11 protein-coding genes are annotated in these 14,410 nt (G+C 64.9%); all 11 read left to right on the top strand.

Features of this window, described 5'->3' with window-relative positions:
- The first annotated feature begins 17 nt into the window (after positions 1–17).
- A complete protein-coding gene (gene phnY, locus ACVMB1_RS15770; RefSeq protein ID WP_076831686.1) occupies positions 18–1,466 on the top strand; it encodes a phosphonoacetaldehyde dehydrogenase in 1,449 nt (482 codons plus the stop codon).
- An 86-nt stretch (positions 1,467–1,552) separates the two neighbouring features.
- A complete protein-coding gene (locus ACVMB1_RS15765; RefSeq protein ID WP_076831191.1) occupies positions 1,553–2,869 on the top strand; it encodes an MFS transporter in 1,317 nt (438 codons plus the stop codon).
- A 207-nt stretch (positions 2,870–3,076) separates the two neighbouring features.
- Entirely contained in the window at positions 3,077–4,105 is a 1,029-nt protein-coding gene (locus ACVMB1_RS15760; RefSeq protein ID WP_057016162.1) for an IS110 family RNA-guided transposase, read from the top strand.
- A gap of 640 nt (positions 4,106–4,745) precedes the next feature.
- Positions 4,746–6,050 (top strand): MFS transporter, encoded by a 1,305-nt coding sequence (locus tag ACVMB1_RS15755; RefSeq protein WP_028336433.1) that lies wholly within the window; start codon positions 4,746–4,748, stop codon positions 6,048–6,050.
- A gap of 52 nt (positions 6,051–6,102) precedes the next feature.
- Positions 6,103–6,879: a maleate cis-trans isomerase family protein gene (locus ACVMB1_RS15750; protein ID WP_076834556.1), complete on the top strand. Its 777-nt coding sequence runs from the start codon at positions 6,103–6,105 to the stop codon at positions 6,877–6,879.
- A gap of 15 nt (positions 6,880–6,894) precedes the next feature.
- Positions 6,895–7,701: a GntR family transcriptional regulator gene (locus ACVMB1_RS15745; protein WP_307720418.1), complete on the top strand. Its 807-nt coding sequence runs from the start codon at positions 6,895–6,897 to the stop codon at positions 7,699–7,701.
- Complete coding sequence (locus ACVMB1_RS15740; protein ID WP_456848744.1) at positions 7,698–8,462, top strand: aspartate/glutamate racemase family protein; 765 nt, start codon at positions 7,698–7,700, stop codon at positions 8,460–8,462. Before ACVMB1_RS15745 ends, ACVMB1_RS15740 begins: the two co-directional genes overlap by 4 nt.
- Entirely contained in the window at positions 8,462–9,868 is a 1,407-nt protein-coding gene (gene hydA / locus ACVMB1_RS15735; protein ID WP_194295427.1) for a dihydropyrimidinase, read from the top strand. The genes ACVMB1_RS15740 and hydA overlap by 1 nt, the downstream gene beginning before the upstream one ends.
- A 46-nt stretch (positions 9,869–9,914) precedes the next feature.
- Complete coding sequence (locus ACVMB1_RS15730; RefSeq protein ID WP_076834551.1) at positions 9,915–10,799, top strand: alpha/beta fold hydrolase; 885 nt, start codon at positions 9,915–9,917, stop codon at positions 10,797–10,799.
- Between the two features lie 474 nt (positions 10,800–11,273).
- Positions 11,274–12,920 (top strand): phospholipase C, encoded by a 1,647-nt coding sequence (locus ACVMB1_RS15725; protein ID WP_256521415.1) that lies wholly within the window; start codon positions 11,274–11,276, stop codon positions 12,918–12,920.
- Between the two features lie 109 nt (positions 12,921–13,029).
- Positions 13,030–14,361 carry a cytochrome-c peroxidase gene (locus tag ACVMB1_RS15720; protein WP_076834547.1) on the top strand — a complete coding sequence of 444 codons (1,332 nt, stop codon included), beginning with the start codon at positions 13,030–13,032 and terminating at the stop codon, positions 14,359–14,361.
- Positions 14,362–14,410: the final 49 nt, after the last annotated feature.

Here is a 14,410-nt window from a genome sequence, read left to right as displayed (position 1 = left end):
ACCCCAAGGACAGTGCCATGAACATCCAGAGCCCGGCCGTTCGCCATGAGCAGATGCGGATCGCAGGCAGCCTCGTCGACACCGACGAGCATGTCGAGGTTTTCAGTCCCTACACCAACAAGGTGGTGGGCACGGTGCCGGCGGCGCGGCCGGAGCATGTGCGCAGCGCCTTCGCCAGGGCGGCCGCGTTCAAGCCGAAGCTGACGCGCTACGAGCGCCAGCGCATCCTGCTGCGCACCGCCGAGATCCTGGCCGGGCGCAAGGAGGAATTCGCGCGGTTGATCACCGCCGAGTCCGGCCTGTGCTGGAAGGATTCGCTCTACGAGGCCGGGCGCGCCTATGACGTCTATTCCTTTGCCGGCCAGCTCGCGATCAAGGACGACGGCGAGACGTTCTCCTGCGACATCAGCCCGCAGGGCAAGGCGCGCAAGATCTTCACGACGCGCACCCCGCTGCTCGGCGCGATCTCGGCGATCACGCCGTTCAACCATCCGCTCAACATGGTGAGCCACAAGATCGCGCCGGCGATCGCGACCAACAACCGCGTGGTGCTGAAGCCGACCGAGCTGACGCCGCTGACCGCGCTCGCGCTCGCCGACGTGCTCTACGAGGCCGGGCTGCCGCCGGAGATGCTGTCGGTGGTGACCGGCAACCCGCATTCGATGGGCGATGCGATGATCACCGATCCGGACGCCGATCTCGTCACCTTCACCGGCTCGGTCAGGGTCGGCAAGCACATCGCCAATAAAGCGGGCTACAAGCGGCTGGTGCTCGAGCTCGGCGGCAACGATCCGCTGATCGTGATGGAGGACGCCGACCTCGAGAAGGCGGCCGAGTTCGCGGTGACCGGCGCCACCAAGAATTCCGGCCAGCGCTGCACGGCCGTGAAACGTATCCTCTGCGTCGAGGCGGTCGCCGACGATTTCGCCGCGCTGGTGCTGACGAAGGCACGCAAGCTGAAATGCGGCGACCCGATGGACCCGACGGTCGACGTCGGCACCGTGATCCATGAGGGCGCGGCGAAGGAATTCGAGCGCCGCGTCAATGCCGCCGTCGCCGACGGCGCCGAGCTGCTGCACGGCAACGCTCGCGACGGCGCGCTCTATCCGCCGACCGTGGTCGACCGGATTCCCTACACTAGCGAGCTGGTGATGCAGGAGACGTTCGGGCCTGTGATCCCGATCATCCGCGTGCCCAACGACATCGACAGCGTGATCCGGATCTCGAACGCGACCGCGTTCGGGCTGTCATCCGGCGTCTGCACCAACCGGCTCGACTACATCACGCGGTTCGTCAATGAGCTCGACGTCGGCACCGTCAACGTCTGGGAAGTGCCGGGCTACCGGATCGAGATGTCGCCGTTCGGCGGGATCAAGGATTCCGGCCTTGGCTACAAGGAAGGCGTGCAGGAGGCGATCAAGAGCTTCACCAACGTCAAGACCTATTCGCTGCCCTGGCCGGTCTAGAGCAGCGCGTTCGACGAGGGCCGCACGCGGACAACAAGAACAACGCGGCGGCCGACTGCGATCAACCAAACAAAGGGGAGGCCTCAATGTCGATCACGTTCAGTCCGTCGGGCGTCGGCTCGGTCGGAGTCCAGAATCCGGAGCTTGCGACATCGTTCCGCCGCGCGCAGTGGCGGATGCTGTTCGCGGCGATGTTCTGCTATCTGTTCTTCTACACCGGGCGGCAAACCTTCGGCTTCGCCATTCCCGGCATCCAGGCCGAGTTCGGCGTCACCAAGGAGGCGCTGGGCTGGGCCAGCGCGGCGCTGCTCTGGTGTTACGCGGTCGGGCAGGCCATCAACGGCAATCTCGGCGACAAGTTCGGCGGCCGCCGCGTGATGAGCGCCGGCGCGATCCTCTCCTTCATCATGAATTGGGCCACCAGCCTGTCGACCGGGATCGTCAGCCTCACCGCGTTCTGGGGCATCAACGGCTATTTCCAGTCGATGGGATGGGCGCCGGGCAGCCGGCTGCTGTCGAACTGGTGGGGCCGCCACGAGCGCGGCACGGTCTACGGACTCTATACATTCGCGGCCGGTCTCGCCTCGGTGCTGTCGTTCGTCACCTCGCTGGTCGTGGTCGGCTACTTCCAGCTCGACTGGCGCTGGATCTTCCGTATCCCGGTCGTGCTGCTGCTGCTCGGCGGCATCGCGTTCTATCTGATCGCGCGCGAGAAGCCCGAGGACATGGGCTTTGCCTCGCCGCATGACGAGGCCGACGATTTCACCTCTGCGGAAACTGCGGTCAGCGCCAATGAGGGCTCGCTGGCGCGCTACAAAGCGGTGCTGTCGAACTGGCGCCTTTTGGTCGCCGGCGTCGCGATCGGCTTCCAGAACGCGGCGCGTTACGGCCTCTTGGTGTGGGTGCCGGTGCACTTCCTCGGCAGCAATTGGGCCAAGGCCGGCGCCGCCTCGGTGATCGATCCGCGCTGGATCAGCATCGCGCTGCCGGTCGGCATGGCGGTCGGCGCGTTCAGCAATGGCTGGGTCTCGGACAAGGTGTTCGGCTCGCGCCGCTACCTCGCCATTGTGCTCTACATGGCGCTCGCCGCGGTCACCTCGCTGTGCATGTACGCGATCCCGACCTCGGACGCCGTTCTCGGGATGACCGTGCTGTTCCTGTGCGGCTTCTTCACCTACGGCCCGCAATCCTCGTTCTGGGCGCTGTGCCCGGATCTGGTCGGCCACAAACGGGCAGGGACCGCGACCGGGGTGATGAACTTCTTCGCCTATCTGTTCGCAGGTCTCGGCGAGCCGATGATCGGCCACTTCATGGACAAGCATAACCAGACGTCGCTGGTGTTCCTGGTGGTCGCTGTCTGCGCGACCTCCAGCGCGGTGGTGGCGGCCTTCATCCGTCGCTAGCTCACTCACTGCGTCCCGGGCAACGGCCCCGGGGCGCCGCTGTCCGTGCCTCCGTAGATGGGGTAACGGGCCGGCCGCCCGCTCGCTACGGCGCAATTTGGAAGCGCGCTCGCGAGCGGCCTGTTGGTTGGAAGGCGGTCGTCCCTCAAACTGATGGTGTTCAACGGAGTCGGGCAAGCCCGCTCCAGGCATCATTAAGGGACGACCATGTACCACTATGCAGGAATTGACGTGTCTTTGGAATGCTCGAGCGTTTGCCTTGTCGATGGGACAGGCAAGATTTTGCGCGAGACGAAGGTTGCGAGCGAGCCGGCGGCGCTGATCGCCTGGTTCCGGTCGCTGGGTCTGGTACTGGAACGGATCGGGCTGGAGGCAGGCCCCTTGTCGCAATGGCTGTATGCGGGTCTGCGAGACGCAGGGCTTGCGGTCGAGCTGCTGGAAACGCGGCACGTTCGCGAAGCCTTCAAGTCGATGCCGGTGAAGACGGACCGCAACGATGCCCGCCGGATCGCGCAGTTGATGCGGCTCGGCTGGTTCCGGCCGGTGCACTGCAAGTCGGTCGCGGCGCAGGAGACCCGCGCCATCCTGACGGCGCGCAAGCTGCTGCAATCCAAGCTTCGCGATGTCGAGAACAGCCTGCGCGGCATACTTCGCGGTTTTGGCCTGAAGGTCGGTGCGACCACCGAGCGCACGTTCGCCGGACGCATCCGCGAGCTCGTGACCGGCCATCCCGGACTGGAGTTGGTCGCGGCGGCGCTGCTCCAAGCCCATGCGGTGCTGCTGCGGGAGTTCAAGAGCCTGGACAAGCACACCCAGAAGCTCGCCAGGACGCATCCATCCGCCAAGCTCCTGATGACAACGCCGTCCGTTGGTCCGATCGTGGCGCTCACCTATGCCGCGGCGATCGACGACCCGAAGCGCTTCCGCTCCTCGAAGGCCACGGGAGCCCACTTTGGGCTCACCCCGAAGAAGTACCAGTCCGGTGAGACCGACTACACCGGCCGCATCAGCAAGATCGGGGATGCCTCCGTGCGCGAGGCACTCTACCAGGCAGCTCACGTCATGCTGACCAAGCCGGTCAAGAATTGCTCGGCATTGAAGAGCTGGGCGATGCGGATCGCCCGGCGCGCAGGCATGCGCAAGGCCAAGGTAGCGCTGGCTCGCAAGCTCGCCGTGATCCTGCATCGCATGCTCGCCGACACCAAACCGTTCAACCCGATGACCAAGGCCATCTAGCCAGGAGCAGCAATCGGTTCCGGGCGGGCCACGACACCAGGCTCTCCCCGAGCGAAGTCCCTCCGCTGGGACGATGGATCCGGTCAGGCCGCCATCCGGGAAGTGGCTCACGACCACGCAATCCGTAGATTGGCCGGCCGGCTCCTCAATGCACCCCATCAGGCGACGGCCTTCGCGCCGATCCCGTACAGAAGCAAGTGCCCGGCGAGTGGATGACGCGAAAAGGGATTGACTAACCAAGGCCCGTTACAGAAGCCCGGATGAAGCGAAGCGCAATCCGGGGCTGGTTTTGTCCCCGCATGTCGCTTCGCTCATGCGGGCTACGCTCGTTTTTGCAGTGAGCAGAGCACCGAGGCGGGCGATTTGTTGCAGCGGCGACGCCGGGCCAATTCCCTGCAATCGCCTGCCTCGCGCGGCTGACCTGACGCCCAATTCCTGATCATCGGCTGCTCAATTGAAGCACAAGATTGATAAAATATCGATTTATATCAATAAGATAAACTAAATTGTATGCAGAATACAAAATGTGCTTGTCCCGTTTGCCGCCTTGAAGCAGACTTCACGCAGGGCAGGAGAGGCCAGCGACCGTCAAGGACGAGGGGCGCGGCAGGGCAAAACAATCTGTCGGGAGGAGCAAGCAATGAGCGATCAGGTGTCCACCATCGCAATGGCAGATACGGCAAAGCCTTCAGGCGTGCGCTGGAAGATTTTCCTGCTGATGCTGTTCCTGATCTCGATCAACTATATCGATCGCGCCTCGCTCTCGGTCGCGATGCCGGTCATCGCCAAGGAGTTCGATATCGATCCGGCGATGCAGGGCCTGATCCTGAGCTCGTTCTTCTGGACCTATGCGCTGATGCAGGTGCCGGGCGGCATGCTCGCCGATCGCTTCAAGCCGCGCATCGTGATCGCGCTCGCGACGCTGTTCTGGGGCTTCTTCCAGGCGCTGGCGGCGCTGTCGACCAGCTGGATGCTGCTGCTGCTGACCCGGCTCGGGCTCGGCGCGTCGGAAGCGCCGATCTATCCGGCCGGCGGCAAGCTCAACGCGATCTGGATGACGCAGACCGAGCGCGGCCGCGGCGCCACCTTGCTGGACGGCGGCGCACCGCTTGGTGCGGCGCTCGGCTCGATCGTGATCGCCTGGTTGATGGCGGCGTTCAGCTCCTGGCGCGTCGCCTTCGTCATCGCCGGCGTCGGCACCATGCTGTGCGGGCTGTGGGCCTGGTACTACATCCGCAACGTGCCGCGCGAGCATCCGTCGGTCAATGAAGCCGAGGCGCGCTATCTCGAGGAGGCGCACGCGATCGAGGATGCGGCGACGCCGCCGTCTTCGGGCGCAAGCTGGATGGCGTACTTCCGGTTTCGCTCGGTGTGGTGCATGTGCCTCGGCTGGATGTTCTTCAACACCACGTTCTACGGGCTGCTGACCTGGATGCCGACCTACCTGTTCAAGGTGCACGGCTTCGACATCAAGGCGCTGGGCGGCGCGTCCTTCATCATCTTCTTCGCAGGCTTCGTCGGCGAACTGGTCGGCGGCTGGATCGGCGATAACTGGCGGGAGCGGGGAGGGTCGCCCAACACCGTGTTCCGCACGCTGTTCGGCATCGCGGCGATCATGGCGACGGTGTCGATCTTCCTCGTCGCCTACGTCACCAACGCGGTTGCGGTCGTGGTGCTGCTGTCGACGACGCTGTTCTTCCTGCGCTGGTGCGGCATGTACTGGGCGATTCCGTCGGCGCTGGCGGGCCGCGGCAAGTCCGGCTTCCTCGGCGGCTGCATGAATCTCGGCGGCAACATCGCCGGCATCACGACGCCGCTGATCGTCGGCTTCATCGTGCAGGCCACCGGCTCCTATTTCCTGGCCCTGATGTATTTCGCCGCCGCGGGCATTGCGCTGTTGATCTGCTCGACCCTGATCGATTACAGCCGCAAGCTCCCGGTCTAAAACGGATGCGGCCGAATCCGCCAAGGATTCGGCCGCTTGATGAGGCTCACCAATGACACGTCCCGTCCGGCTCGGCATGCTGACGCCGTCGTCGAATACCGCGCTCGAGCCGATCACCTGCGCGATGCTATCGGGCGTCGACGACGTCTCGGCGCATTTCTCGCGCTTCAAGGTGACCGAGATCGCGCTGTCGGAGCAGGCGCTGCGCCAGTTCGACGCCAGCGAGATTCTTCGCGCGGCCGAGCTGCTGGCGCATGCCAAGGTCGACGTCATCGCCTGGAATGGCACCTCGGCAAGCTGGCTCGGTTTCGACCGCGACGAGAGCCTGTGCGAAGAGATCACGGCGGCAACGGGTATCAAGGCCTGTACCACGGTGCTGGCCTATCGCGACGTGTTGCGGCGGATCGGCGCCAGCCGCATCGGGCTGGTGACGCCGTATCGCAAGGACGTGCAGGAGCGGATCGTCGCCAACTGGAATTCGCAGGGGCTGCACTGTTTTGCCGAGCGGCATCTGTCGCTGCAGGACAATTTCTCCTTTGCCGAGGTCAGCGAGGCCGAGGTCGCGCGGCTGATCGAGGAGGTGGTGCGCGAGGGCTGCGATGCCGCCGTCGTGCTCTGTACCAACATGCGCGGCGCCGGCGCGGCCGAGCGGCTGGAGCGCGGATTTGGCGTCCCGGTGCTGGATTCGATTGCGGTGACACTGTGGGCATGCCTTGCCGCGGCCGGCTGCGATCCGTCGCGCGTGCAGGGCTGGGGCAGCCTGTTCTCGAACCCCGATCTGCGCGCGGCCGCCGCGATCCACGTGGGAGGGCGCGATCTCCAATCATGACAGTGAAGGCAAGCGGTGACTGAACCCAAGGCGACCAGACGTAACAAGGAACCCAAGCGCGCGATGACCGCGCTGCAACGGCGCCGTCTGCGCGTGCCGCGGGTTGGGCTGCACGAGCAGGCGGCGACGCGGCTGCGCACCATGATCGTGCGCGGCGAGCTGGCGCCGGGGCAATCGCTGGGGGAGGCGGACCTCTCCGACGCGCTCGGCGTCTCGCGCACGCCGCTGCGCGAGGCGCTGAAGCAATTGGCGAGCGAGGGCCTGGTCGAGCTGCGGCTCAACCACAGCGCCGTGGTGGCGCCGTTCCGCCGTGCCGAACTCGCCGAACTGTTCGAGGCCGTCAGCGGCATCGAACGCTGCGCCGCCGAGCTCGCCGCGCTGCGCATGGAGCCGGACGACTTCGAACGGCTCGCGGCGCTGCAGGACAAGATCGAATGGCATCACGGCCGCGGCGAGCTGCGCGATTATTTTCAAGTTAATCAGCAGATCCATTCGGCGATCGTCGGCTTCGCCCGCAATGCCGTGTTGAAGGCGACGCACGAGGCGCTGCTGGCGCGGGCCGAGCGGGCGCGCTTCTTCGCGCTGTCGGTGCTCGGCCGCTGGGATGAATCGGTGGAAGAGCATCAGGAGATTTTGTCGGCGCTGAAGGCGCGTGATGCGGCCCGGGCCGGGCAGATACTGGCCCACCACGTGCGCCGCACCGGCGAGATCGTCGCCGAGACGCTGGATGCCAAGGCAATGAACGACAAGGCGGACGACGCCGCGGCACCGGAGGCACCGGCAAGGCCACGCGGCCGCAAGACGAGGGACGTTGCGCCATGAAGATCCTGCTGATCAATCCCAACACGACGGCTGATGTGACGGATCTGCTCCATGCCGCCGGCAGCAAGGCGGCGTCGGCCGGCACCGAGCTCGTGCCGCTCACCGCCGCGCGCGGCGTGCCTTATATCGCCACCCGCGCCGAGGCCCAGATCGGTGGTGCGATCGCGCTGGAGATGCTGGCCGAAGCCGGCCCCGGCGTCGATGCCGCTGTCATCGCGGCGTTCGGCGATCCCGGCCTGTTCGGCGCGCGTGAGCTGTTCGCCTTCCCCGTCGTGGGATTGGCCGAAGCTGCGATGCTCACGGCCTGCATGCTCGGCCGCCGGTTTGGTATCGTCACCTTCGCCGGCGCGCTGGCGCCCTGGTACGAGGAATGCGTCGCCATGCACGGGCTGAGCTCGCGCTGCGCCGGCATTCGCACGCTTGACGGTCATTTCCAGTCGATCTCGGAGGTGCAGGCCGAGAAGGAGGAGCTGCTGGTCGCGCTCGCCAACCGTGCGGTCGATCAGGACAACGCCGACGTCGTCATTCTGTCGGGCGCACCGCTTGCCGGACTCGCGGCAAAAGTCCGCGACCGCATTCCGGTGCCGGTGGTCGATCCGGTCGCGGCGGCGGTGCGGCAGGCGGAGACGCTCGCCGTGCTCAAGCCGCGCAAGGCGGTGGCCGGCACCTTCCGCCGTCCCGATCCGAAGCCGACGCGCGGGCTGGCCGAGCCACTCGCCGCAATCATCGAACACCGCTCACCGAAGGAGGGAACAAACTGATGTCCTTCGACACCATTATCCGCGGCGGCATCGTGGTGACCGCGGCCGACACCTTCGCCTGCGACGTCGGTATCCGCGGCGGCAAGATCACGGCGCTCGGCCATGATCTCGGCGATGCAGCCACGATCATCGACGCCACCGACCGCCTGGTGCTGCCCGGCGGCATCGACAGCCATGTCCACTTCGCCCAGCCGTCCGGCGACGGCATCGTAATGGCCGACGGTTTTGCCAGCGGCACGCGATCGGCGGCCTTCGGCGGCAACACCACCGTGCTGCCGTTCTGTCTGCAGGAGAAGGGCCAGACCCTGCGCGAGGCGCTGAAGCATTACCATTCGCTGGCCGAAGGCGAGTGCCATGTCGACGTCGCCTTCCATCTCATCCTCACCGATCCGACCGAGCATGTGCTGGGCCAGGAGCTGCCGGCCCTGGTCGAGGACGGCTACACCTCGCTCAAGGTCTTCATGACTTATGAGGGCCTCGCGCTGTCGGACCGGGAGTTGCTCGAGACCATGTCGGTCGCGCGCGAGACCGGCGCCATGCTGATGGTGCATGCGGAGAATTTCGACGCCATCCGCTTCCTGACCGACCAGCTCGAACGGACCGGTAACACCGCGCCGCGCTTCCATGCGACCTCGCGGCCGATCCCGGTCGAGCGCGAGGCCACCCATCGCGCGATCTCGCTGTCCGAGCTCGTCGACGTGCCGATCATGATCGTGCATGTCTCGAACCGCGAGGCGATGGACGAAATCCGGCGCGCGCAGCAAAGGGGCTTGCGGGTCATGGGCGAGACCTGTCCGCAATACCTCATGCTGACCGAAAAGGATCTCGATCAGCTCAACATGGAAGGCGTAAAATACGTCTGCTCGCCCCCGCCGCGCGACGTCGCCAGCCAGCAGGCCTGCTGGGAAGGTCTGCAGCAGAAGGTGTTTTCGGTGTTTTCGTCGGACCATTGTCCGTTCCGTTACGACGACCCGCAGGGCAAGCTTGCGCCGAAGGGACGTACCAGCTTCCGCTGGGTGCCAAACGGAATCCCGGGCGTGGCGACGCGGCTGCCGATCCTGTTCTCCGAAGGCGTGGTGAAGGGGCGGATCGACCTCAACAGCTTCGTCGCCTTCAGCGCCACCAACCATGCCAAGATCTACGGCCTCTATCCGCGCAAGGGTACGATCGCGGTCGGCTCGGATGCCGACATCGCGCTGTGGGACCCGAAGCGCAAGGTGACGATCCGTCACGAGTTGATCCACGACGGCGCGGACTACACGCCCTATGAGGGGCTCGAGGTCACGGGCTGGCCGGTGCTGACCATGGTGCGCGGCAAGGTCGTCGTCGATAACGGTACGCTCATTGGCGGCAAGGACCACGGCACCTATCTGCCCCGCGCCAAGCCGCCGAAGGCCATTCCGTAACGCGACCAAATCCGTAACAAGCAAAGAGAGAAGGCAGGAGATCAACATGCCCTATGCTGTGACAGACGACGGAGTGCGGCTCTATTTCGAGGAGACCGGATCGGGGCATCCGGTGATCCTGGTTCACGAGTTCGCCGGCGACTTGCGCAGCTACGAGCCGCAGATGCGGCACTTCGGCAAGCGCTTCCGGACCATCGCCTACAATGCGCGCGGCTTTCCGCCGTCGGATGTGCCGGAGCAGGTCTCGTCCTATTCGCAGGCGCGCGCCGCCGACGATATCCTGGCGGTGCTCGATCATATCGGCGCGCCGAAGGCGCATATCGTCGGTCTGTCGATGGGCGGCTTTGCGACGCTGCATTTCGGATTACGTCACCCTGATCGGGCGCTGTCGCTATGCATCGGTGGCTGCGGCTACGGCGCCGAGCTCGATAAGCGCGAGACGTTTCGCGCCGAGGCCGACGTGATCGCGGGCATGATCCGCAAGGAGGGCATGCCGACCTTCGCCGAGCGCTACGCCTACGGGCCGACCCGCGTGCAGTACGAGAACAAGGACCCGCGCGGCCATGCCGAGTTCAAGGCCATGCTGGCCGAGCATTCGGCGGTGGGATCGGCCAACACCCAGCAGGGCATACAGAAGGAGCGCCCTTCGCTCTACACGCTGGTCGACGAGATGAAGCGGATCAAGGTGCCGACGCTGATCATCACCGGCGACGAGGATTGGCCTTGCCTGCTGCCGGGCATCCTGATGAAGCAGAGCATCCCGTCTGCCGCGCTCGCGGTGATGCCGAACTGCGGCCACGCCATCAACATCGAGGAGCCCGACGAATACAACCGGATCGTCGGCGAATTCCTGGCGCAGGTCGAGAGCGGCCGCTGGCCGCAGCGCGATCCGCGCGCGGTCAGTGCTTCGATCACGGGAATGAAGGGGTAGGCTTCACGCCGAGTTGAATCGCGGCCTTCATCCGCCACCAGACCAAGCATCCGCGCTTTTCGGGACACATCCCCGGAAGGCGCGGATTTTTTTCGGGCGTGAGCAAGCCGCGACAGCCGGCGGTGCACAACCTGTTCGCATGATTGCTGGCTGCTGCAGTCATCTCCAACGCGATCCGTTCAATTCCATGTCTTGTGACCGAAACCGCGTCCACAGATAGCCGATCGCGTGAGACGGAAGAGGAGGGCGTCTGTCATGCGCGCAAAGATTGGTCCCCCGGTATCTGCAACCGATGCGGACATGAGCGCGCATCATCGTTCGTCGCATTCATTCGACCGACACAGCGCTGTCATCGGTGGTGGATAACTTGTCGCAGGTCGACGTCATAAATCCTTAAAAATAAAAAGGGGCACTACGGTGAAAGCCAAATTTCTTTCGACGGTCGGAGTCTGTCTGGTTGCTGCCGCTGCGGTGATGTGCAGCGCCGCCGCTCAGGACGACAACAAGGGCAATAACGGCCACGATCATCATCCGCACGACATCCACACCCAAACGCCGATCAAGCATCTCGTCGTCATCTTCAACGAGAACCGCTCGTTCGATCACTACTTCGCAACCTACCCGGTTGCGACCAACCCGACCGGCTCGATTCCGTTCACGGCGAAGCCGCATACGCCGAAGGTCAACAATCTCGCCAGCGCCAATCTGTTGACCAATAACCCGAACACCAATCCGGCCAACGGCACCGGCGCAACCAATCCGTTCCGCCTCGACCGCACCCAGGCCAACACCAAGTCGCAGAACCACGCCTACACGCCCGAGCAGCAGGCAGTCGACAACGGCAAGGAAGACCTGTTTCCGAAATTCACCGGTCGCGGCACCGCCGGCGGCGTCGGCGCGTTCGGCACCAACGGGCAGGTGATGGGCTATTTCGACGGCAACACCGTCACCGCGTTCTGGAATTATGCCCAGAACTTCGCGATGAGCGACAATAGCTGGACCGACACCTTTGGTCCGTCGACGCCCGGCGCGCTCGAGGTGATCTCCGGCCAGACCAACGGCGCGCAGAACATCGTCGGCTCGTCATCTTCGATCGCCGACGGCCAGGGCGGCCTGACGCTGATCGGTGATACCGACCCTGCCTACGATGCCTGCTCTAGCACGACCAGCCAGGTCCTGATGACCAGCAAGAACATCGGCGACCTGCTCAATGCCGAGCAGATTAGCTGGGGCAGCTTCATGGGCGGCTTCGACCTGACGCTCAAGAACAGCAACGGCACCACCAACTGCGGCCGCAGCACGTTCTCGAGCAACGTCAACGGCACCGTCGTGGACTACATCCCGCACCACGCCTGGTTCCAGTACTACAAGTCGACCGCCAACCCGAGCCATGCGCGGCCGAGCTCGGTGAATGCGGTCGGACACACCTATGTGCCCGGCAGCAAGACGCTCGATCCGGCCAATCACGCCTACGATCTCGAGGACTTCTATGCTTCGGTGAAGGCCGGCAACTTCCCGGCCGTCTCCTACATCAAGATGCCGGCCTATCAGGACGGTCATCCCGGCAACTCCGATCCGCTCGATGAGCAGGCCGGCAATGTCGAGCTGATCAACTTCCTGCAGAAGCAGAAGGAGTGGGGCGAGACCGCCGTCATCATCACCTATGACGACTCCGACGGCTGGTACGACCACCAGTACCTTGCACCGATCAGCGCCTCGTATGATCCCACCGCCGACCAGGTCAACGGTCCCGGCCAGTGCGGTCGCGGTATCGGCAGGCAGACGCCGCCGAACGGCCTCAACGGCCAGCCGGTAAACGGCCGCTGCGGTCCCGGTACGCGTGTCCCGTTCCTGGTGATCTCGCCCTTCGCCAAGCGGAATTACGTCAGCCACACCCGCATCTCGCAGGCCTCCGTCGTTCGCTTCATCGAGGACAACTGGCTGCACGGCCAGCGTCTCGGCGGCGGCTCGTTCGACGACAACGTCGAATCGATCGCCGACATGTTCGACTTCGAGCGCGGCCACGGCCAGGACCACGAGTACCGGCAGGACACGCTGTTTCTCGATCCGACCGCCGGCACCGTCATCGTCAGCGCGCCGGACGATCACCATCACCACTAACGCCCTTCGGTTCTGATCCAATCAGAACCGAAGCTCTGCCCTGACGCGTTCTGCTCGCGCGAACTGGTCTCCAGTTCGCGCGAAAACGCTTAACGACACTGGATCTGATATGAATGGCCGCACCTTGTGGCTTCTCGGCGCCGGCCTGCTGTGCATGGCCGGCGCCGTTGCGGCCGTCGAGACGCAGGGACTTCCGGGGACCAATCCGAACCCGGTGCAGCTCAGGCGTCCGCCTGTTGCTCCGCTGTCCGCCATGGCGCAGCTCGGCCAGAAGATTTTTTTCGACGCGTCGCTGTCCTCGTCGGGCGCATTGTCATGCGCGTCCTGTCACAGTCCGGACCACGCCTACGGGCCACCCAATGATGGGCCGGTGATGCTCGGCGGGCCCGCGCAATCCCGGCAAGGGACACGCGCCGTGCCGGGCCTGACCTATCTCGAGCGGCAGCCGAATTTCAGCATCGGGCCGGAAAAGGACGAAGACGACAATGTCGTCGACTTCGCGCAACTGGCCGCGCTCGGCCAGCAGGCTCCGCGCGCCAAGAAGGTCGCGACCGGGACTGCCGCGTCGGCGGTCAACATCGTGCCGCAGGGCGGACTGTTCTGGGACGGCCGCGCCGATACGCTGCAGGACCAGGCGATCTTCCCGCTGCTTGATCCCAACGAGATGGACGGCGGCAGCATCGAAATCGTGGCGCAGAAGCTGCGCCAGGCGAGCTACGCGCCGCGCTTCGCCGAGCTGTTCGGCGCCGGTGTCTTCGACAATACGCGGCTGCTGGTCGCGGAGGCGATGTTTGCCGTCGCGCGCTATCAGGTTGAGGAGCCGAGCTTCCATCCCTACACCAGCAAGTTCGACTACTGGCTGGAGGGCAGGGCGCGATTGAACGAGAGCGAATTGCGCGGCCTGCAATTGTTCAACGATCCGGACAAGGCCAATTGCGGCGGCTGCCATACGTCGCAGCCGACCCGGGACGGTCTGCCGCCGCTGTTCACCGATCACCAATATGAGGCGCTCGGTGCGCCGCGCAACGCCGCGCTCGCCGGCAACCGCGATCCCGACCATTTCGATCTCGGGGTCTGCGGTCCGTACCGCACCGACATTGCCGAGCAGACGCAATATTGCGGGATGTTTCTGACGCCGACCTTGCGCAACGCGGCAACGCGTCGCGTGTTCTTCCACAACGGCGTCTTCACCAGCCTCGAGCAGGTGCTCGACTTCTATAACTTCCGCGATACCAATCCGGAGAAGGTCTTTCCGCGCGGCGCCGACGGCACGGTGCGCAAGTACGATGACCTGCCGGAAAAATATCACGGCAATGTCGACGTCAGCGATCCGCCGTTCGAGCGCCATCTCGGCGACACGCCGGCGATGACGGCGCAGGACGAGGCCGACATTATCGCCTTCCTGAAGACGCTAACCGACGGCTACCAGCCGGAGCGGTGAGACGTCGCGACGTTCCATCGCGGAACCGAACCGCGAGTTGGCAGGGCTT

The organism is Bradyrhizobium sp. USDA 4504 (assembly GCF_054063995.1).
This window is presented reverse-complemented; position numbering and strand designations above follow the sequence as displayed.